The following is a 19,515-nucleotide window of genomic DNA, read 5'->3' as shown; positions in this document are numbered from 1 at the left end:
CCAAGGCCGGCTCCCAAAAAGAAGCCTTGAATCTGATTTGCTCTCAAAAGGGAATCCTTAGAGTCCACACCACCTAGTACTTGGCGACGACAGGACCACCAAATTTGTAGCTGAGGCCGACCCGCACCGTGTTGATGTTGGTGCGATCCCAAGAGAAATTGTTGCCGAAGGTTGGAAACCCAGCCGAGAACACGGAGACGTTCGGGCCCTTGCCCAAGCTGTAGTAGAGGTATTCAGCCCTCACGATCCAGTTCGCGGCGGCCATCCATTCTGCGCCAGCGCCCACGACGTAGCCCGTGTTCGAGGAAGACGATCCCCTGAACACCGCGTCGTAGCCAGTGGAATTGCTGCCCTCGCCGAAGTAGTCCCGCTTGCCCCAAGCGACGCCACCGGTCGCATACAGGAGGACGTTCGGTGCAACGAGCACGCCGACTCTACCGCGGACGGTCGCGAGCCAGGACAGATTCGTTGAAATTGTCGTGAAGCAGCTCGCCGCAGGAATAAAAGTACACGACGCCGCGCCCCCAGCCGTCCAGATTGTGGTGGCACTGCTGTTCGCCTTCAGGCCTGTCCAATCGGCTTCGATACCCACGACCGCCTGCGGCGACACCTGCCAATTATATCCGGCATGAATTGAGCCCGTCACCGAAGCGGCGCTGTTGTTGAAGACCTCATTGTCGGCCCCAAACTTAGCGCTGTTCGGAAGGAAGTTGTTCGCAACCGACGTACGCGCCCACGCGCCTCCAACGTCGCCACCAATGTAGAATCCGGTCCAGCTCGCGACCGGCGCGGGCATCGGGGCCTTGACATAGGGCCGGGCCGCGAGGTCGGCCGCTGAGGCCGATCCGGCCATCGCCGCCACCGCTATCAGCGTCAGCGTCAGCAAAATCTTCTTCATGTCAAACCCCAAACTTTTGCCCATGTGGACGGTGCGAGCACACCATCCGTTTCTGCGTTTCGTCTATAGCCGGATCCGTCGGCACGGCTGTATCCGACCGGCGCAGATTGAGGATAGTCCGACGAACCTGTCGCCGTCTTGGAACGCACCGCCAATCGTTTCACCATCAGCGCCCTGCGGGCGTGACGGCGGCGCCGTGATGCAGAACGGCCACGGGCAGAAGCGCCCCAAAGTGGCTTCAAGCGCAACTGCAGACTGAATCTGCCCGCATGGCTCGCCGCTTGATGGCGCTACGATCAAAGCGCGGGAGATACCGGGTTCGCCCCGATTGGACTCCAGCGCCAATCGTGTAGATTGAGGCGATCTCCGCTGGCGCTGGCCTTTCGCTTGCGCGCGATCTCCGACTATTTTGGGCTGTCGCGAGCGAAGGAGTCATGATGCAACAAGCGGGCGCGCCGAACTTCTTCATCAACAGTTATACGGGCGCACCGCACGGACGCGATTACGAACGATGGCGCGAGGAATTGTGCCGGTGCATGTGCCGGGCTGACATCAAGCCGAGCGAAGGCAACAGCATCCACATTGCAAGTCAGCCTGCTCGGGGGCATCCTGTTGGCCGCCTTGAGCGGGTCGTCGGCTGAACTCTTGCGCACCCGCGAAACCCTGAAGGACGGTTTCGACGGCATGTGTCTCGTCCTCGCGACGTCCGGCCGCGTGCTGGTATCGCACGAGCGACAGTCGATCGAACTGTCGGATTCGCAGATGTGTCTCGCGGACATGAGCGTGCTCTGTGGCACGGGCATCAGCAACAACTGCGAGGTCAAGACCGTACGCATCCCGCGATCCATGCTGTTGGCGGTCTGCCCCGAGGCCGAGGACCGGCTGGCGCTGGTTCTTGGCGATCAAGCTCCCATCAGAGAAGCCATCGTTCGCTACCACGCTCTTGCCGCCAATCTTGGCCCGCACACCGACGTGGTCGGCCAGCACCTGATGGCGCAACACATGGTCGATCTCGTCGCCCTGTTGCTGCGGACAGACGCCGACCGCACCGAACTGGCGAACAGAGGGTATTCTGCCGTGCGGCTCGACCTCATGCGCGCCGACGTCATCGCCAATCTGAGCCGGGGTGATCTGACGATCTATTCGGTCGCGCAGAATGCGGGCGTTAGTCCGCGCCATGCCCAGCGCATGTTCGAACAGACGGGAACCACGTTCACCGAATTCCTCCTCGAGCAGCGCCTGCTGCTCGTGCGCAAGCTGCTGCTCGATCCTCTCAACCGATGGCGCAAGATCAGCGACCTCGCCCATTCCGCGGGATTCCCCGACGTGTCCTATTTCAACCGCGTATTCCGAGGCCGGTTCGGCGTGACGCCATCCGACATGCGCGGCGTTTGAGAGCAAGCATCGATCAAAGCGACACAGGTCGGGTCCGGCTGGAAGACCGGATCTCATCGATCAGAAAGGACTCCGCAACAACGGGGTCGCCATGCCGGTATCGGACACCATCTTGAGATCTGGAAACCGCGTCAGCAGCGCCTCTCTCAAAAAGCGGAAATGCTTGATGTTCTGCGACAACTGCTCCAACCGGAGCCGACCGTCTGAGATTTCCGTGTCGAACAGATTTTGGTGATGGATGTCGAGCGAATCACGGGTCACATACTCGTCGACGTCGTTGCCGCTCGTCACCGCGGCGCGCGCCAGGATATTATCAATTCGCAAACTGACCGTCGCCCGTTCGGCTTCGGCCACAGAGAGCGCGTGATCGATCGAGCGGACGATCGAGGCAACGCACAGAAAATCCGTCTCGACGTCGCACATCATCAACCGCATCACCTTCTTGAAGCGAATCGCATCCAACCTTCTGGCCAGGCGTACGAGAACATCCAATATGCGAATTATCATTGCGTCACACCATTGCGTCCGGTTGAGCAGCCGCGCTGAAGTGGGAAGGGAATCCCGCTCGCGAGCGCGACATCGCTGACTTCGTATTTGCAGCTGCGCCGTTCGCCAGGCAAATCCGCCCCACAAGCCCGTGTCCTGCAACGGATCCGGGATATTCTGCATCGCGACCAGGCGATCCGCCCTAGCCAGCCAAGCGGGGCTCAATCGTTCCGAGGTCCTACCGGGCTGGGGGCTCCATCGTCTAGGAACTGAACGGCAAACGTTCAGCCGGTCACGACAGGCAGTCATCTTGGTAAATAGATGATGCTGGCAACCGTGCAAATTGCACGCGCAATCACAGACTGAATCTGCTCATGTCGCTCGCCGCCCGATAGCGGCACGATCAAAGTGCAGGAGGCGCCGGCCTCGGCGCCAGCGGCGGCCTCCTTGCATATACCTGCTCGATCTCCGCGGCGAAGCGATGCTCCAGCGCGGGACGCTTGTTCTTCAACGTTGGTGTCAACAATCCCGCCGCGATCGTCCACGGCTCCAGCGACCACGACACCGCGCGCGGCGTCGCATAGGCCGGATAGTCCTTCACGGCCGCGGCGATCCGCGCGAGCAGAGCGGCACGCTCCCCGCCCTCGCCCTGCTTGCCGAGTCCCGCGAGCCTCTGCTGCTCCTGCTCCCACGTCTTGGCATTGAGCACCACGAAGGCCGTGAGGAAAGGTCGCTGCTCGCCGATCACGAAGGCCTGCTCGAACAGGGGATCGGCAAGGATCGCGGTTTCGAGATCGACCGGCGCGATCTTCTCGCCGGTGGAGGTGACGAGGATGTCCTTGATGCGGCCGGTGATGGTGATGCGGCCATGCTCGATGCGCGCCTGGTCGCCGGTGTGCAGCCATCCATCGGCCTCCTTGACGCGGCGCGTCTCCTCCTCCCGGTGCCAATAGCCGAGCATCACGCTCGGGCCGCGGACGAGCAACTCGTCCTTGTCGGCGAGCTTGACCTCGATGCCGTCGAGGACGTGGCCGACCGAGCGCGGGTCGTTGTCCTCGGCGGTGTTGACGGAGACGACCGGCGAGGTCTCGGTCATGCCGTAGCCTTGCAGGACCTCGAGCCCGAGCGAGAGAAAGAGGCGGATGACCGGCTCTGCGATCGGCGCGCCGCCCGAGACGGCAACGCGCAAGCGCCCACCGAACTGTGCCAGCACCTTGTCGGCGACGAGGCGCTTCAGGATCGGCCAGGCCAGCCGGTCGAACAGCGAGAGAGAGCGCCTCCCCTGCCGCGCGTCAAAGCGCCGGCCGCCGACGGCAAGGGTGAAATCGAACAGGACGCGCTCGACGCGGCCGGCCGCTTCACGGTGCTGCATGATCAGCGCAAAAATGCGCTCATAGATCCGCGGTACTGAAATCAGTACCGTCGGCTGCACATGCTTCAAGTCCTGGGAGAGCTGCGACACCGAACGCGCATAGGCGACACAGGCGCCCGCCGCGATCGGATAGTAGTAACCGCCGGTGCGTTCGAACGTGTGCGAGAGCGGCAGGAAGGAGAGGAAGACGTCGTCCGGCTCGGCGGCGATGCGCCGCGCGATCGCCTTCACATTCGCAACGACGTTGCCATGCGACAGCATCACCCCCTTCGGCCGCCCGGTGGTGCCCGAGGTGTAGACGATGGCGGCGAGATCATCTGCGCGGACAGCAACGTCAGCCATCGCGGGGCCGCCGGCCTTCGATGAGAGCCAGCAATCGAGCGCGATGACGCGGGCGTCGGTCGGCGATGCCTCTGACAAACTCGCGCAGACGACGCGCGCGAGACCCGGGACCGGCTGCCCGGTCGCGACGATCGCCTGCCAGCGCTCCAGCGTATCCACGAACAGCAGGCGGGCGCCGGAATCGCCGAGGATGTAGGCGATGCTGTCGGGGTTGTCGACGGCGTGCATCGGCACCGGCACGAGACCGCGCGACAACGCGGCCTGGTCCATCGCGACATGCGCGAGGCCGTTGGGCATCAGGATCGCTACCCGCTCGCCGGCCGCAAGACCCTCGGCGGCGAGCGCCCGCCGCCAGCGCTCGAATTCGGCATCGATCTGTCCCCAGGAATGGCTCGCCCAGCGTCCCGCCGTCGCATCGTATTGGCGATAGGCTTCCCTGCCCGGCGTCAAGGCTATGCGCCAGCGCAACAGCTGCGGCAAGGTCATCACCTCCGCCAGAGTGCGCGGATCACCTTGCGTCTGAGTGACGTGATCTGCCATGACGTCTTCTAGTGTACTCGCGAATCGCCGCTATTTGGAGACCGATACCTAGCGCGACCGGCGATGCCTCACATTGATCGTCAGCAAAAAACGCCGAGCGCCCAACGCCGAACTTGAAAGTCAGCGCGCCCGCTCTCTCGTCTTCTCCAGGCGCTCGCGGATCTCGCGCGCCTGCGGCTTCAGTTTCAGGGCGCGGGCGTAGTCGGCGCTCGCATGGTCGAAGTCGCGGATTTCCTCGTAGGCCCGGCCGCGGGCGGTGAGCGCATCGACATCGTCCGGGTTGACGCGCAGCGCCTGCGAATAGTCGGCGATCGCGCTCGCATAGTCGCGCTTGAACGCATGGGCGCTGCCCCGGTTGAGATAGGCGGTACTGTCGTTCGGATCGAGCGCGATCGACTGGCTTGCGTCCGCGATCGCGGAATCGAAATCGCCGGTGCGGACGTAGGCGGCTGCGCGATTATGCAGGGCATAGACGTCCTTCGGATCGATCGCGAGGACCGCGCTGTAATCAGCGATTGCCGCCCCGTAGTTGCCCATTTCCTGATAGGCGCGGCCGCGGCCGATCCGCGCCGCGGCATAATGCGCGTCGATTCGCAGCGCCTCGCTGTAATCCCTGATGGCGCGATCGAATTCGCCCTTGTCGTCGAAAGCGTCGGCGCGATTGGCGAGCCCGATGGCGTTGTTCGGATCGATCGCCAGCGCCGCGTTGAAGCCCGCGATCGCGGCGTCGAGCTCGCGGCGTGCATGGTGCACCATCGCGCGGCCATAGAGGGCGGTGAGCTGCTTGGGATCAAGCCTGAGTGCGCGGTCATAATCGGCCATCGCATGGTCGAGATCCCGCATCTCCTGCCTGGTCCGGCCGCGGTTGGCCGGGAAGATCGCATTGGCCGGGTCGAGCCGCATCGCCGCGTCGAAATCGGCCAGCGCCTTCTCATAGCGCTGCTGCCGGCGAAGCGCCACGCCGCGGCTGTTGAACGCCGCGGCAAGGGTCGGGTCGACCGCGATCGCGGCGTCGAGATCGGTTAACGCACCATCGAGATCATCCGCGCGCATCGTGTTGCGCCCGCGCTCCCAGAGCATGCTGGCGAGATCGCGCGGCGTTACCGCCCCGCTCGTCACGGCCGCGCGGCAACGGGCGATCGCCGCATCATCAGCGCTCTCATGGCAGGGCTTTTCGTCAGCCGCCATGGCGACGCCCTGGAATGCAATCGACAGCATGATGACTGTTGCCAGGCGAAGGAGCGTGCTCATGCATCGGCTCCGTCAACCCTTCACCTTGCAGGTGACGGGGCCATTATCGAGCATGAGCTGGTTGCCGCCGAGATCGGTCACGATCTGCCCGGCGTAGATGCCCTTGGCCTTGTCGCGCTGCGCCGAGATCACGACCCGGACACGGCTCTTGTCCGACTCGTCCATGGCGACGACCAGGAGATTGTCGTCGCGGAAGCTGAACAGCGTGACCTTCGACGGATAATCGAAATCGATCGGCGGCAGGCCACCCTGCTTTTTCGGCACCTCGAACGTCAGCTCCTGGTCTTGCGGGTAGGAGCAGGTGATCGACTTCGCGGCCGCGGCACCCGCATGTAGGGCGAACAACGAGACGGTGCAGAGGATGGCGGCGAGCTTCATGACAAAACTCTTGACGTGAATCCTGTGCATCTGTCGCGCCGGGCGGCCAACACGTTCAGGCGTCAACCGCGAATGTGTTGTATGGCTCCCTGCCATAGTATTCTGAGACCTCAGCAACAGGGGCTTGATTTCCATGACCCGCGACCACCTGTTTCTTTTGCGCCCCGGCTTTGTCGATCCGGCCTATCCGGGCCAAAACTTCTATTGCTGGCACTGCGCACTGATCGAAGGAGTGCTCGCCTCGTTTCCCGACCTCGCCAACAAGATCGACATCGAGCGCATCGCCTGGCCGCGGCCGCGACAGGCCGTCATCGACCTCGTGGGCGAAGAGAATCAATCGCTGCCGCTGCTCGTGCTCGCTGACGGCGTCACGTCGCCGCATCAGACCGGCAGCCATCGGGGGCGCGCGTTCATCGCCGACAAGGACAAGATCCTGGCCGCGCTCACCGAGCGGCACTGCTTTCCCGATCCGCATCCGTGATGCCGGCACGTCAAGCCTTGCGGCGATTCTGTGCCGGCAAAGCGCCGATCAAGGCGGCACTTTGTCGCCGGAACGCGCAGGCCGCTCATTCCGTTATTGCCTCGCACATCAATTGGAGTGAGTGACGGAATGAAAAATCTCTTTGTGGCGATAGCTGTTGCTGCTGCAGCGCTCGCAACCTCATCCGCGGCGAACGCCGCCGGCGAGGACGCAGCCAAGACCGCGGCAAAGCCGCACATGCAGGCCAGCCCATCGACCGACATCAGCGCGCAAGGCCGGCATCATCACTGGCACGGCCCGCGCCATCATCATTGGCGGCCTCACGGCTACTATCGCCCCCACTACCGGAGCTACGGCTACTATCCGCGACCACATGTCTATCACGGCAGGCCCCACGGCTATTATGGCGGCCACCGCTGGTGAGAAGAAGAGCCCGCAGCGATGCGGGCTTTTTGCCTGGAAGTCTGCGTCGTCAGACCAGCAGCAACGGCCGGTTCGATGACGCCAAGTGGCGGATCAGCTCCATGTCTTCGCTTGAAATCTCGAACAGGCCGAGACGCAGCTTGTAGCCCCAGTTCGGATTGTCGCGCGTGAAGGCGAGACTTTCGAGCAGCGGCCGGATCGGCACCTCGGCAGCGTCACTCCATGCGACGTCGCGGCGGAACGGGTGGAAGCCGCCGCCCATGTCGGCCTGGTAGGGCACGCCCGGCTTGACCACGCCGATCGCGGTGAAGGCCTGGAGCCGATCCTTGCCGCCAAAAGTTTCGGTCGGCGAGTAGTAGGCGACGCGATCGCCCGGCGAGATCCGCCGCAGCGGGCCGCCTTTGCCGTGGCAGACCTGCATGAAGCCATGCGCACGCCCGATCCGGACGTGCTTGGCCGAGGCGACGGCGATCCAGTGCTTCATGCGAGGTCCTCCGACAGTTGCCCGCCCTTTAGCAGCAGGCCGTGTCAGATTCTGGCAGCAGCCATTCGGCGCACGGGTTCGGCCAAGCCGGACACGCCGAGAATCAGGATCCGTCAGCCGTCCCTCCGCGGCCGTTCGAGCTTGTGCCTGCCGCGATAAGCAGCATCGCGTCCAGGCCGGCCGCAAGCACACTTAACGTCTTAGTTGCAATTACTTAAGTAGACTAGTGGCGAGAGTCGGCCGCTGGCCGAGCCTATCGTGAAAACGCCCGGATAAGTTTGGTCCAACCGATGTCAGAGCTTCCTTCGCCGTCTGAGCACTCATCCGCAAATCGCTCGAAGCGCGGGATCAGCCTGCGATGGAAAATCCTGGCTGGCAATCTGATTACGGGCCTCCTCGCCTTGGCCTTCGCCGTTTCGGTCGCCTGGGATGGATGGCGTGATCTGCGCAAGCGGGAAGCGGCAGCGCGCGCGCTCACCGCATTCGAACTGGTGATGAAGGCCAACAGCCTGATTCCGGCCGAGCGTACCGCTTGGTTTGCGGTTACGGGCCCGACAGCCGAAGCGGCCACGTCCGAAAAATTGTCGGCCTTGGACAAAGTTGTCGCCGGCACCGATGCTGCCATCAGCGCGGCCAAGAAGGCCGTTGGCGCGGCGGACCTTCCGGTCGCATCGATTGAGGCTGCCGAGCTTGCCTTGCAACGAACCCGCAGTGCTGGGCGTCAGGCGGCGGTCATGGCCAAGGCGCAACGCCCGCCCAACAGCCAGACCGCGATCGTGGACGGGCTTGCGCGCGCCGTCGACTCCCTCACCGCCGCGACCGGCGAGGTCCTGATCAACCTGTCGCGCACCGGCAGCGACATAGAAAACCTGTTGCCGTCGGCGCAGCTCGCGCAAAGCGCACAAGCCATGCGCACCACCAATGGTGCGCGCACGGCGATCCTCGGCCTCTTCGTCCGCAACCAGCCCTTGTCTGCCGCCCAGAACGTCGAGGTCACCGAATTGACCGGCCAGGTCGGCCTGCTCTGGCGCCAGATTGAGCAGGGCGTCAGCAATGCCGGCAGCGCGCCGGAGCTCGTTCGCTCGATCGACCAGGTGCGCGCCAAGCTCATGACCGAAGGCGAGCCGCGGTTTCACGAGGTCTCCGCGGCCGCGCGCGAGGGCCGCCCTTCTCCGGCCAGTGAAGCCGAGTGGCCCGCCTGGATCGCCGGTACCCTGAACAGCGTGCTGAGCCTGCGCGACGCTGCCCTCGACTTTGCCCACAAAGCCAATGACGCCGCGATCGCTGAGGCCCAGATGCGGCTGAGCTGGGCTATCGCGGTGCTGTTCGTCGTGCTCGCCGCCTCGATCGTAGTGGTGTTCGTGGCGATGCGCCACGTGATCCGGCCACTCGCGCGGCTGACCGGAGCGACGCTGCGGCTTGCCGACCGGGAGCTCGGCGTCGAGATCCCGGACGGACATCGCAAGGACGAGATCGGCACCATGGCCAACGCGCTGCAAATCTTCAAGGACGCGCTGATCGCGAAGAAGCTCGCGGATGAAGCGGCTGCACGCGAAGCCGAGGCGCAGATCGAGCGCGGCCGCCGGGCCGACGCCATCACCCGCGATTTCGAGGCCGTGATCGGTGAGATCGTCGGCACGGTGTCCTCCGCGGCGACGGAGCTCGAGGCTTCCGCCGGCACGCTGACGGCAACGGCCAACCGCTCGCAGAAGCTCACCACTGCGGTCGCAGCGGCCTCCGATGAAGCTTCCGTCAACGTGAACTCGGTGGCCACCGCCACCGAAGAGCTCACCTCGTCGGTGACCGAGATCAGCCGGCAGGTTCAGGAATCCGCGCGCAGGGCGAGCGAAGCGGTCGAGCAGGCCCACAACACCAACAAGCGCGTCGGAGAGCTGTCGCAGGCAGCGGACCGAATCGGCGACGTCGTCGAGTTGATCAACTCGATCGCGAGCCAGACCAATCTGCTGGCACTGAACGCGACCATCGAAGCCGCGCGCGCCGGCGAAGCCGGCCGCGGCTTCGCCGTGGTCGCGGCGGAGGTGAAGGCGCTGGCGCAGCAAACCGCGAAAGCGACCGAGGAAATCCACCAGCAGATCATGGGCGTCCAGGCGGCGACGAAGGAGTCGGTCGGCGCCATCGGGGAGATCAGCGCCACCATCGCGCAACTTTCGGAAATCGCCTCGGCGATTGCCGCCGCCGTCGAAGAGCAAGGCGCGGCCACGCAGGAGATCGCCCGCAACGTCCAGCAGGCGGCGCTCGGCACCGAGCAGGTATCCGCAAATATCGCCGACGTGCGCGACGGCGCGAGCCAGACCGACTCGGCCTCATCGCAAGTGCTGTCAGCCGCCCAGCTCCTGGCCCGCGACTCCAGCCGCCTCAAGCTCGAGGTCGGGAATTTCCTGGAATCGGTGCGCGCGGCCTAGTTTGAACAGCAACCGCGGACAGCATTCACCTCTCCCCTGCGGGGAGAGGCGAACTGCACTTCGCACCAATCCAACCAAAGATCATCATGTCCAAGCGAGCTAGGCACGCCCCTTCAGGATGATGCGCGCCGTCTCCTGCCCGCTCGCCAGCGCCGCCTCGACGGTGCCCATGTCGCTGCCGCGGTAGAGGGCTTCGCCGGAGAACAGCACCGTGGAGCCGTCCGCGCTGGCGAGGATCGATTGCGCATCACGCGTCTGCGGCGTGGCCCAGGAATAGGCGCCGCGCGCGAAGGGATCGTGCGCCCAGTTGATCGCGCGGGCGGCGGCGATCTTTTGCGCGAGATCATTCGGCGACAGTGCGAAGATGCCGGCAAGCGAGGCGAGCCCAGCCTCGATCAGCTCCGGCTCGCTGAGGCCGGCAAGGCCTGCGGTCTGCGGGCCCCCGAACCAGCCGGTGAGCACGGCATGCCCTGCCGGATGCTGCGTCCACCACACCGGGATTTGTTCATCCGAGAGCAGGAAGGTCAGGTCTGTGAAATCAGCCTGCCGGTCGAGCCACCAGCGGCTCTCGAAATGCAGCAGGATTTTGATGACGTTGCCGAAGCCGATATCCGCGGCCGCCGCAGCCTTCTCGCGCGCGACGGGCGGCAGCGCGATCTCCTTGAGCAGCGGCAGCGGCACGGTGAGCACCGCAGCGTCGCCATGATGCACCTCGCCATTGCCGCAGCGGACGGCGATGCGGCCTCCCACCTCCTCTATCCCTGACACGGCGCAGCCGAGATGGATATCGACGCCAAGCGCACGGCCCTCCGCCTCCAGAAATGCAATGAGAGCGCCATAGCCGCCGACGGGACGCGCCTGCATATGCCGCCCGCCAGCCATCCATTCGTCGCGCAGCGCCAGCGTGCTGGCACGCGCGGGATCGGCGGCGTCGTAGCCTTCCACCATCCGCTCGACGGACTGCCGCAACGACTCGTACTGGCTGCCCGCAAAATGCCGGCGCAGAAATTCGGCGACGGTCAGGTCGTCCTTCAAGTCCTTCACCACCTGATGAAGCTCGGCCTCGTGCGGATCGTGGCGCGCCTCGCGCGAGAATTTTCCGCCCTCGAAGTTCCATTGCGTCCCCTCGATCGTGGACAGCGAAAGCCCCGCCTCGGCGAGCAAAGCGCGCGTGACCGGCGCCTCGCCATGGACGAACTCGGCGCCGCCGGCCGCTTCATATCCGAACTCCGCGGCGGGAAGCGGAAGAATCCGTCCGCCGCACCTTGTGCGCGCTTCCAGGATCGTTACCCGCCGGCCGGCACGTGCGAGCTCGCGCGCCGCCATCAGGCCGGCCGCGCCGGCGCCGACGATGAGGATGTGCTCTGACTTGTCCGCCATGCCCGTACTTTACTGGCCCGCGGCTTTCGGATCGTTCTGCATCAGGTAGCGCAACAGCAGCACACCGCCGCCGAGCGGCCGCGTGCTCTCGAGCGTCATCGCGGTGACGGGCGCACGCTGCTCGCTCTCGGCATCGCCCGAGTCGAACACGATCGGCGCGCCCCTGGCGCCGTCCACAGCCGGACAGAGGACCAGATTCAGCTCATCGATGAGGCCTGCGCGCAAAAATGCGCCGTTGGCAGCGCCGCCGCCCTCCAGCAGCAACCGCTTCACGCCGAGCTCGCGATTGAGGATTTGAAGCGTGAGCGGAAGGTCGATCTCCGACTTGCCCGCAAAGATGTAGGACACGCCCTCGCCGCGGAGCCCAGCAAGATGCGCATCCGGCACGCGCTCGGTCAGCACCACCACGATGGGATCGCCGCCGATGTCGCAGCGGCCCCAGCCGATCTTGCCGTGCGCATCGAGCACCACGCCGTAGGCTTTCGCGTCGCGCCGCGCAAACCAGTTCTCGCGCGGGAAAGTCTCAGTCGTTGTGGTCGGATACGGCTTGCCCTTGGCGAACTCCGAGCCGGTGACGCGGCCGATCAGCCAGGCATCGCCGCCAAGCTCATCGTGTATCCGCTCGAACCACTCCGAACCGGCGCCCTTCGGACGCCAGCGGCTGTGATGCACACGGCCGTCGACGCTCGAGGCCATCAGGCAGATAACGTGGGGCTTCATGCAATTCTCCGTAGCTGCTTCTCAGGCCGCTGGTCCGCCGCCCTTGATGCGATCCTTGACGCGATTCTTGGCGCGATCGTTCACGATCACCGCCAGTGGATTGAGCTTTGGCGGCGCGACCAGCTTGAGCGTGTTGGTGTCGCGATGATTGAACGGCGCGCCTCGCACGAAAAGCTCGGTCTGGATGAGATAGGTCCAGCTTCCATCATCGTTGAAAGTGATGTCGCAGCGGTAACTGTCGGTGCGGAAGGCTTGTTCCAAAAAGTCGGTCGAGCAGATCCCGTAAGCCGTCTCGCCGCGCTTCGCGGTAACGGAAAACTTCTTATCATCCGGCGTGGCATTGCCCGACGCGAGCAGCACCTGCCCTCGCGGAATCGCCAGCGTCTGCATGATCAGCCCGGTTGCCGGCTCCCACAGCCAGTAGCCGACCTGGTCGTGGAAGGTGATGTCCTCCTCGGGCGTGTTGATGTGGATGTGATAGCGCAGCCCATAGAAGAGCTGCGGCCCGTTGGCCTGCGGATCGATCGGATCCATCCGGATATGCTCGATGAATGTCCGCCGCTCCGGCCCGTCGGCCTTCGGGTTGATATCGACACCTTTGTCGGCCTGCCACACGCCGGCGAGATGGCGCAGCGGTCCGAGATTGGCGAGAGCGTCCGGGGAGACGTCGTCGGGCTCGGTGAAGATGTCGGCGGGGATGGGGAGCATGGGGACCTCCGTGGGAGTGCGGGAGCAGCAATAGCACGAGTGTGGTGTGCGTGGCTCAGCACGTCCTTCACAAGCGCGAGTGGGCAAGGGCCCACTTAGGGCATGATCCGGAAAAGTGTGGAGCGGTTTTCCCTCGCGACAAATGCGGAGCGCGTTTGCGCGGAGATTATGCTCAAACAACAACCTAAAGCGCGATGACGATTCATCCCGGTCTCATCGCGCTTTGGAGCCGAAAAAGCCAGCGCGGCCAGCGTGTCAGGTTTCGGGTGGCTCTCGCTGGCACCCTGCGGTTGGATGTCGTGAGCACAGTCATTGCCGAGAGAACCGAAGGTAACATGGCCAACAGGACCTACGGGACGGTCAGTCCCGAGCGACAAAGGGAAATGAGCGGGCTGGAGTTCGTCAAGGGCCTTGCCAGCGGGGCACTACCTCTTAACACGATCGCGCAGACCTTGGGCTACGACGTGGTGGAGGCCGAAAGCGGTCGGGTCGCCATCACGCTCGATCCAACAGGCGCGCACCTCAATCCATGGGGTACGGTGCATGGTGGTCTCACGGCGACGCTTCTCGATAGCTGCATGGGCCTCGCTATCCAGTCGATGCTCGAAAGAGGCGTTGGCAGCACGACGCTCGAGTTCAAGATCTCGCTGGTCCGAGCCATCACGCTGGAGACTGGCCAGATCAGGGCCGAAGGCAGAGTCCTGAATTGCGGCCGTCGCGTCGGGACGGCAGAAGGCCGCGTAACCGATACCCGGGGCCGATTGCTCGCGCATGGCACGACGACCTGCCTGATTTTTCCGAGCTAGCGTTGTTGCACCCGGTTCAGGTTTTCAGATCGGACGTTTCCTGCTAGTGCAGCAAGGGTATTCGACTGAGCAAGGCAGATGCCATTCAACCGACTTCATGTTCCGCAGGCATTGGCAATTGAGACATGCCAGGCCATCAACGCGTGTCTCCATGCAAGCCTGGTCGCCACCTGCGGCGTGAACCCGGACGACGACTTTTGTCTGATCTCACGGTATCCCCCAGGCGACATGATCTGCCACCCGACCTTCTTGGGGCAACGCGATCCGAACTCGACTGTTGTCGTTGAAATTACGTTGCTCGCGGGCCGCTCCGACTCTCAAAAGGAAGCCTTGTACAAGGATGTTCGCAGCCGACTGGCCGAGATCGGCTTTGATCCGGCAAACTCAATTATTTTCTTGACTGAGAACAAGCCCATTGATTGGTCTTTCAGCGAAGCTGGATCGGTTAAGTCAGTTCTCGGGCTATAGTCGACAAGCCTGGCGATGCGACGCATCCCCGATTATCAGCCCTCTGGAACGAGCGTCTAAAGATTTCGTCTCACACTTTCGAGAAATCGTTCTTTCTCACCGGGCGCGTAACCTTGGGAGGCGCCGAAATACGGTTCATTGTAATTATTGTACGGGGCGGCCCGGTAGGCAGGTGGCACGTAGGTCATGCCCTGGTTGGGTCGAACAATAGCGTGCCGCCGGTGTGCGGGATGCGCCGTAGCCGCGTTCGCAGAGCCACACAGGGTGACCAAAAGGCTTAAGGCCAAAATAGAACGCATCGCTTGTTCTCCAATCGGCCACGCCGTCCCAACAAACGGCGGCTTCACGATTGGTCACACCTCTTCAGCCGAAGGTGCGTCGAACAATGACTTAGACACTGGCTGCGGGGTGCGGCGGTTGATCCAAGTCAAGGCGCGCCGGGCTAATAGCACGCAGCCGGACAGGCGCCGCCTGCCGTCAGCACACCAACGATACTCCCAAGTTCCTACCCTCTTGATGGCATCTTCGGCGCGGAAGGGTCGGCCCGACCTGTTTCAGCGAACCACGCGACATAAAGTGTGGGCAGGAAAACGAGCGTAAGGAGCGTCGCGACCAGCAAGCCACCCATGATCGCGAATGCCATCGGTCCCCAGAATACCGTGGGCGCGATCGGAATCATTCCAAGGACTGTCGACACGGCCGTCAACATGATCGGCCGAAAGCGCGAGCTGCTGGCATCCACCGCAGCGTCCCACGGCGTCTTGCCCTGGGCACGTTCGGCATCAATCTGGCCGATCAGGATCACCGCATTCTTGCTGATCATGCCGAGCAGCGCGAGTACGCCGAGGATGGCGACGAATCCGAGCGGTCTGCCGGAAAGCATCAACGCTGCAACGACCCCAATCAGACCGAGAGGCGCCACGCTCAGGACCATGAACAGCCGTGGGAAGCTTTGGAGCTTGATCATGAGCACCGTGAACATGACGAACAGCATCACCGGCACCACGGCCAGGACCGATGCCTGCGACTTCCGGCTCTCTTCGACGGTCCCGCCCACGACCACGTGATAGGACGACGGAAGGGCCTTTCTGAACTTATCGATCGCTGGAGACAGCGCCGTGACGACGCTCTCCGGCAGTGTGCCGCCAACAAGGGCAGCCTGAACCGTCAGGGTCGGAACGCGGTCGCGCCTCCAGATCAGCGGAAACTCCTGATCGTATTCAAAGGAGGCGAACTGGCTGAGCGGCACGGTCTGTCCGCCCGGCAGCGGGACCTGTAAACTGCGCAGGCTGTTCAGCGAGACCCTCTGCTCGTCGGTCGCGCGCGCCAGGACGTCGACCAGATAGATGTCGTCGCGAACCTGGGTGACGGGAGCGCCGGAGATCACGGCGTTCAGGACGGTCGAGATCGCCTGAGAACTGAGACCGAGCTGTCGCGCCTCGTTTTGGTCGACGCGAATGCGCACCTGGCGATCGGGCTCCATCCAGTCGAAGTTGACCTGCTGGGTTTGCGGATTTGACGCGACGATCTGTCCGATCTCAAGTGCGATCTCACGGACCCGCTCCACATCGGGTCCGCTGACCCGATACTGGATAGGCCAGCCAACCGGCGGTCCAAGCTCGAGCGGCGATACGAATGAAATTGCCTTTGGAAACGACTCCGCCAGCAGCTTTTCCAGCCGGGCATGCAAGCGTTCGCGCGCGGCGACGTCCTTTGCGATCACCACGGCCTGGGTGAAGAAATCGTTCGGGAGCTGGACGTTGAGGGGCAGGTAGAAGCGGATGGCGCCGCGCCCGACATAGGTGCTCCAGCGGGCCACATCGGGATCTGCCGCGAGGGCCGCCTCGAACCGCTTCGCAGCCGCCTCGCTTGCGAAGATCGACGCGTTTTGCGGCAGGCTGATGTCGACGAGCAGTTCTGGCCGATCCGACGACGGAAAGAACTGCCGCGGGATCAATGGCAGTGCAAGGATCGAGGCGACAAAGAGCGCTAACGAGACCGCAATCGTCAACCATTTCGCGCGCATCGCGAATGTCAGGAAGCTCCGGTAGATGCGGAAGACCGCGCCCGGCTTTGCCGGGTCCTGCTGCTTGGGCGGAACCAGAATGGCCGCTCCCATCAGCGGCGTGAAAATGACCGCAACGAACCAGGACACCAGCAGCGCGATCGTCACTACGGCGAAAAGCGAGAAGGTGTACTCGCCGGCCGAGCTCGCAGCAAAACCCACCGGTATGAAGCCCGCGATCGTCACCAGCGTGCCCGCCAGCATCGCCATCGCATGGGTCCGATAAGCAAAAGTTGCCGCCTCGATCTTGCTGGCGCCCTCCGCCAGCTTGCTGAGCGTCGCGTCGGTCGTCGTCATCGCGTCATCAACCAAGAGCGCAAGGGCGATGATCAGCGCGCCAAGCGATATTCGCTGCATGTCTATGCTGGCGAGTTGCATGATCGGAAAGACGATTGCCAGCGTGAACGGGATGGCGAGCGCAATGATCAGACCGGGTCGTATCCCGAGACTGATGAAACTCACCACCATGATGATGGCGATGGCCTGCACCAGCGAAACCATGAACTCACGGATGGCATGATCGACCACGACGGGCTGGTCCGCGACCAGGCTGGGCTCGATTCCGATCGGCAGCTCCGCCGTGATCTCCGCCATCGCCTTTCGGATGTTGGCACCAAGCGCGAGGACATCCCCGCCTTCCCGCATGGAGATTGCAAGACCTATTGCCGGCTTTCCGTTGACTCGAAACATCGGCTGGGGCGGGTCCGTGAACCCGCGCCGGACCCGCGCAATATCGCTCAGGCGGAGCATGCGCCCGCCGGCGGAAAAATTGATGTTGGCGATGTCCTGCTCCGATTGGAAGCCGCCCGACACCCGGATCGAGATGCTCTCAGTGCCGGTCCGTATCGTTCCCGCCGGACGCACGTTGTTCTGCGCCTGAAGCGCCGCGATAAGCGCGGAGCGATCGACTCCGAGGGTTGCCAACTCCTTGGTGGAGAACTCGACGAAGATCACCTCATCCTGTTCGCCCAGGAGTTCGATCTTCGAGACGTCAGGCACGAGAAGCAACTTCGAGCGGATGTCTTCGACCCGGTCCCGTAGCTCGCGCTGCGTGAATCCGTCACTGGTAAAGCCGTAGATGATCCCGAACGTGTCACCGAATTCATCATTGAATCCGGGCCCGATCACACCGGCGGGCAGCGTATGACGCATGTCTCCGATCGTCTTGCGCACGTGGTACCAGGTGTCGGCGACCTGTTTCGCGGTAGCGCTTCCCTCCAAATTCACAAAGACGGTCGCGACACCTGCCCTTGTGAAGCTTCGCAGAAAGTCCAGGTGTGGCGTTTCCTGCAAGTGACGTTCGAGGCGCTCTGTCACCTGCTTCATGGTTTCTTCCACAGATGCGCCCGGCCACGCGGCCTGGACGACCATGGTTTTGATGATGAAGGCAGGATCTTCGTTGCGACCCAACCGAAAATAGGACAGTCCACCCGCGACCACCGCAATGATCATCATGTAGACGACCAGCGAGCGGTGCTTCAGCGCCCAATCGGAAAGATTGATTCCGCTCATGGTTCTGACCCGAGAACGCGGACCTTCTGACCTGGATGAAGCGCCTGGACTCCGGCGGTGACAACGATTTCGCCGGTGTCGAGTCCCTGTGAAATGATTGCTTGCGCTTCGTCGAACCGCAACACATCCACATTGCGGACCGACACCGTGTTGGTGGCCGGATCAACGATCCATACGGCGGGCCGCTGATTCATCCTGGTCAATGCGGAGGAGGGTATGTCTATCATAGGCCCTGCATCCGTGTTCACGCGCCCGACGACCGATGCGCCGAGGCGCATGGCTGGTGGCGGATCCGTCAGACCTACCCTGACCTCGAAGGTCCGGGTGACGGCGCTGGCCTGTGCGGCAACCTCGCGGACTCGTCCCTGCGCCCTTATTGACGAATCATCTGCCAGGCTGACGTTGATTTCGGTGTCAGCCGAGGCGGACCTGATCGATTGAGCGGGAACATCGAATACTGCATCGCGGCCGTCCTGCCGTGCGATCCTTGCGATCATCTGCCCGACCTGAACGACCTCGCCGGCTCCGGGACCGCTCGCGGTGATCACGCCGGGCGCATCGGCCTTCAGTTCGGTGAAGCCGACCAGGTCATGCGCGGAATTCAGCTGCGCTTCAGCCGCATCGACCTGCGATTGCGCCGTTTGCTGCGCCTGAGTTGCGGCATCGAAGTTGGCGCGCGTGGTCCACCCCTGCGCCAGGAGCGTCTCCTGACGATCGAAGTGATTGCGCGCCTGCGTCAATTGCCCTTGAGCGGCGGCAAGGGATGCCTGCGCCTGTCGCAACGTGTTCAGTTCATTCTGCGACTCCAATCGCGCTAAAACCTGACCGGCCTTGACCCGATCACCTATCTTGGCGTCATTGATCAGCAGGCGGCCCGAGATCCGGAATGCCGCATTGACTTCATCCTCGGCCTCGATCCGCCCGGAAAATGTCAGCGGCGTCGTGACCTTGCGCTTTTCTATGGTCGCTGTGCGAACGATCCGCGGCGCTGGTGCATCATTCGTTGCAGCTTCCCTTCCGCACGCCCCGAGCATCAAACCGCATATCGATGCCACAAGCGCCAATGTTGAGATCTGGCGAGGGGTTCTTCGAGCGCCGCACGTAGCCATGGTGTGCCCTTTGCGTTCTAGAATCGTTGCCGGGCAGGCCAGCTATACCGGAGGCCCTGCCGCTTCCGGGTGTCGTCTCGGTAGTTTCCGGGCATTCTCGTGCGAGGAAGCGGCCGCGCACATCGGTAAATCTACCGAGGGCAATGGATGCAACCGTGGTCAGTTTCGGGCAGGCACCCGACGGAGTCGAGCCCTCACGTCCTAGGGAATTCCCGAGATTTCAATCAGGCAATCACCCGATATCTGCGGTCGCAACCGTAGCGCATAGGCATTG

18 protein-coding genes are annotated in these 19,515 nt (G+C 63.4%); 7 read left to right on the top strand and 11 right to left on the bottom strand.

Translation table 11 applies throughout. From position 1 onward, the window contains the following. Window positions 1-73 precede the first annotated feature (73 nt). On the bottom strand, window positions 74-898 hold the full coding sequence (locus Q2941_RS35490; protein WP_458195358.1) for an outer membrane protein: 825 nt from the start codon (window positions 896-898) through the stop codon (window positions 74-76). Between the two features lie 434 nt (window positions 899-1,332). On the opposite strand from Q2941_RS35490, the gene Q2941_RS35485 reads away from it, so the two are divergent. Continuing rightward, window positions 1,333-1,539, top strand: a complete 207-nt coding sequence (locus tag Q2941_RS35485; protein WP_458195360.1) for a hypothetical protein — start codon at window positions 1,333-1,335, stop codon at window positions 1,537-1,539. After that, a complete protein-coding gene (locus tag Q2941_RS35480) occupies window positions 1,481-2,293 on the top strand; it encodes an AraC family transcriptional regulator (protein ID WP_458195357.1) in 813 nt (270 codons plus the stop codon). The genes Q2941_RS35485 and Q2941_RS35480 overlap by 59 nt, the downstream gene beginning before the upstream one ends. A 60-nt stretch (window positions 2,294-2,353) precedes the next feature. Here the strand turns inward: Q2941_RS35480 and Q2941_RS35475 are convergent, their stop codons facing one another. The 4 genes from Q2941_RS35475 to Q2941_RS35460 form a co-directional block, all read right to left on the bottom strand. After that, the gene (locus Q2941_RS35475) at window positions 2,354-2,962 is read right to left on the bottom strand and encodes a hypothetical protein (protein ID WP_458195356.1); all 609 of its coding nucleotides are present in this window, start codon (window positions 2,960-2,962) and stop codon (window positions 2,354-2,356) included. Between the two features lie 220 nt (window positions 2,963-3,182). Then, window positions 3,183-5,033, bottom strand: a complete 1,851-nt coding sequence (locus Q2941_RS35470; protein WP_458195355.1) for an AMP-dependent synthetase/ligase — start codon at window positions 5,031-5,033, stop codon at window positions 3,183-3,185. Between the two features lie 120 nt (window positions 5,034-5,153). Further along, window positions 5,154-6,284, bottom strand: coding sequence for a tetratricopeptide repeat protein (locus tag Q2941_RS35465; protein WP_458195354.1), 1,131 nt, complete (start codon window positions 6,282-6,284; stop codon window positions 5,154-5,156). 12 nt (window positions 6,285-6,296) lie between these two features. After that, complete coding sequence (locus Q2941_RS35460; RefSeq protein WP_458195353.1) at window positions 6,297-6,662, bottom strand: hypothetical protein; 366 nt, start codon at window positions 6,660-6,662, stop codon at window positions 6,297-6,299. 133 nt (window positions 6,663-6,795) lie between these two features. Between Q2941_RS35460 and Q2941_RS35455 the strand changes: the two genes are divergently transcribed. Then, a complete protein-coding gene (locus Q2941_RS35455) occupies window positions 6,796-7,143 on the top strand; it encodes a DUF3088 domain-containing protein (RefSeq protein ID WP_458195352.1) in 348 nt (115 codons plus the stop codon). A gap of 129 nt (window positions 7,144-7,272) precedes the next feature. After that, window positions 7,273-7,566, top strand: coding sequence for a hypothetical protein (locus Q2941_RS35450; RefSeq protein ID WP_458195351.1), 294 nt, complete (start codon window positions 7,273-7,275; stop codon window positions 7,564-7,566). Window positions 7,567-7,615: 49 nt separating this feature from the next. On the opposite strand, the gene Q2941_RS35445 is transcribed toward Q2941_RS35450, so the two are convergent. Beyond that, window positions 7,616-8,050, bottom strand: a complete 435-nt coding sequence (locus Q2941_RS35445) for an EVE domain-containing protein (protein WP_458195350.1) — start codon at window positions 8,048-8,050, stop codon at window positions 7,616-7,618. 290 nt (window positions 8,051-8,340) lie between these two features. Between Q2941_RS35445 and Q2941_RS35440 the strand changes: the two genes are divergently transcribed. Beyond that, the gene (locus Q2941_RS35440; protein WP_458195349.1) at window positions 8,341-10,473 is read left to right on the top strand and encodes a methyl-accepting chemotaxis protein; all 2,133 of its coding nucleotides are present in this window, start codon (window positions 8,341-8,343) and stop codon (window positions 10,471-10,473) included. Window positions 10,474-10,572: 99 nt separating this feature from the next. Here Q2941_RS35440 and Q2941_RS35435 read toward each other — a convergent pair whose 3' ends face one another. Genes Q2941_RS35435 through Q2941_RS35425 form a run of 3 tightly spaced genes read right to left on the bottom strand, consistent with a single transcriptional unit; the run spans window position 10,573 to window position 13,281 of the window. Beyond that, window positions 10,573-11,853: a flavin monoamine oxidase family protein gene (locus Q2941_RS35435; RefSeq protein WP_458195348.1), complete on the bottom strand. Its 1,281-nt coding sequence runs from the start codon at window positions 11,851-11,853 to the stop codon at window positions 10,573-10,575. Between the two features lie 9 nt (window positions 11,854-11,862). Beyond that, the gene (locus tag Q2941_RS35430; protein WP_254110182.1) at window positions 11,863-12,573 is read right to left on the bottom strand and encodes a RibD family protein; all 711 of its coding nucleotides are present in this window, start codon (window positions 12,571-12,573) and stop codon (window positions 11,863-11,865) included. Window positions 12,574-12,594: 21 nt separating this feature from the next. Further along, window positions 12,595-13,281 (bottom strand): FABP family protein, encoded by a 687-nt coding sequence (locus Q2941_RS35425; protein WP_458195347.1) that lies wholly within the window; start codon window positions 13,279-13,281, stop codon window positions 12,595-12,597. A gap of 335 nt (window positions 13,282-13,616) precedes the next feature. Between Q2941_RS35425 and Q2941_RS35420 the strand changes: the two genes are divergently transcribed. Together Q2941_RS35420 and Q2941_RS35415 are read left to right on the top strand one after the other, a co-directional pair. Further along, window positions 13,617-14,087: a PaaI family thioesterase gene (locus tag Q2941_RS35420; protein ID WP_027520689.1), complete on the top strand. Its 471-nt coding sequence runs from the start codon at window positions 13,617-13,619 to the stop codon at window positions 14,085-14,087. Window positions 14,088-14,165: 78 nt separating this feature from the next. Then, window positions 14,166-14,555, top strand: a complete 390-nt coding sequence (locus tag Q2941_RS35415) for a tautomerase family protein (protein ID WP_027520690.1) — start codon at window positions 14,166-14,168, stop codon at window positions 14,553-14,555. Window positions 14,556-15,060: 505 nt separating this feature from the next. Here the strand turns inward: Q2941_RS35415 and Q2941_RS35410 are convergent. Both Q2941_RS35410 and Q2941_RS35405 read right to left on the bottom strand, forming a co-directional pair. Beyond that, window positions 15,061-18,132 carry an efflux RND transporter permease subunit gene (locus tag Q2941_RS35410; protein ID WP_458195346.1) on the bottom strand — a complete coding sequence of 1,024 codons (3,072 nt, stop codon included), beginning with the start codon at window positions 18,130-18,132 and terminating at the stop codon, window positions 15,061-15,063. Continuing rightward, window positions 18,129-19,187, bottom strand: a complete 1,059-nt coding sequence (locus Q2941_RS35405) for an efflux RND transporter periplasmic adaptor subunit (RefSeq protein ID WP_371260465.1) — start codon at window positions 19,185-19,187, stop codon at window positions 18,129-18,131. The genes Q2941_RS35410 and Q2941_RS35405 overlap by 4 nt, the downstream gene beginning before the upstream one ends. Window positions 19,188-19,515: the final 328 nt, after the last annotated feature.

The organism is Bradyrhizobium sp. UFLA05-153, assembly GCF_054185185.1.
The sequence above is the reverse complement of the archived record's forward strand: the minus strand, read 5'-3'. Positions and strand labels throughout refer to the sequence as shown.

What these genes read in the sequence shown, in the direction of transcription:
- Q2941_RS35490 (WP_458195358.1), bottom strand. Translation starts at nt 898, where the DNA reads ATGAAGAAGATTTTGCTGACGCTGACGCTGATAGCGGTGGCGGCGATG.
- Q2941_RS35485 (WP_458195360.1), top strand. Translation starts at nt 1,333, where the DNA reads ATGATGCAACAAGCGGGCGCGCCGAACTTCTTCATCAACAGTTATACG.
- Q2941_RS35475 (WP_458195356.1), bottom strand. Translation starts at nt 2,962, where the DNA reads ATGCAGAATATCCCGGATCCGTTGCAGGACACGGGCTTGTGGGGCGGA.
- Q2941_RS35470 (WP_458195355.1), bottom strand. Translation starts at nt 5,033, where the DNA reads ATGGCAGATCACGTCACTCAGACGCAAGGTGATCCGCGCACTCTGGCG.
- Q2941_RS35465 (WP_458195354.1), bottom strand. Translation starts at nt 6,284, where the DNA reads ATGAGCACGCTCCTTCGCCTGGCAACAGTCATCATGCTGTCGATTGCA.
- Q2941_RS35460 (WP_458195353.1), bottom strand. Translation starts at nt 6,662, where the DNA reads ATGAAGCTCGCCGCCATCCTCTGCACCGTCTCGTTGTTCGCCCTACAT.
- Q2941_RS35455 (WP_458195352.1), top strand. Translation starts at nt 6,796, where the DNA reads ATGACCCGCGACCACCTGTTTCTTTTGCGCCCCGGCTTTGTCGATCCG.
- Q2941_RS35450 (WP_458195351.1), top strand. Translation starts at nt 7,273, where the DNA reads ATGAAAAATCTCTTTGTGGCGATAGCTGTTGCTGCTGCAGCGCTCGCA.
- Q2941_RS35445 (WP_458195350.1), bottom strand. Translation starts at nt 8,050, where the DNA reads ATGAAGCACTGGATCGCCGTCGCCTCGGCCAAGCACGTCCGGATCGGG.
- Q2941_RS35440 (WP_458195349.1), top strand. Translation starts at nt 8,341, where the DNA reads ATGTCAGAGCTTCCTTCGCCGTCTGAGCACTCATCCGCAAATCGCTCG.
- Q2941_RS35435 (WP_458195348.1), bottom strand. Translation starts at nt 11,853, where the DNA reads ATGGCGGACAAGTCAGAGCACATCCTCATCGTCGGCGCCGGCGCGGCC.
- Q2941_RS35430 (WP_254110182.1), bottom strand. Translation starts at nt 12,573, where the DNA reads ATGAAGCCCCACGTTATCTGCCTGATGGCCTCGAGCGTCGACGGCCGT.
- Q2941_RS35425 (WP_458195347.1), bottom strand. Translation starts at nt 13,281, where the DNA reads ATGCTCCCCATCCCCGCCGACATCTTCACCGAGCCCGACGACGTCTCC.
- Q2941_RS35420 (WP_027520689.1), top strand. Translation starts at nt 13,617, where the DNA reads ATGGCCAACAGGACCTACGGGACGGTCAGTCCCGAGCGACAAAGGGAA.
- Q2941_RS35415 (WP_027520690.1), top strand. Translation starts at nt 14,166, where the DNA reads ATGCCATTCAACCGACTTCATGTTCCGCAGGCATTGGCAATTGAGACA.
- Q2941_RS35410 (WP_458195346.1), bottom strand. Translation starts at nt 18,132, where the DNA reads ATGAGCGGAATCAATCTTTCCGATTGGGCGCTGAAGCACCGCTCGCTG.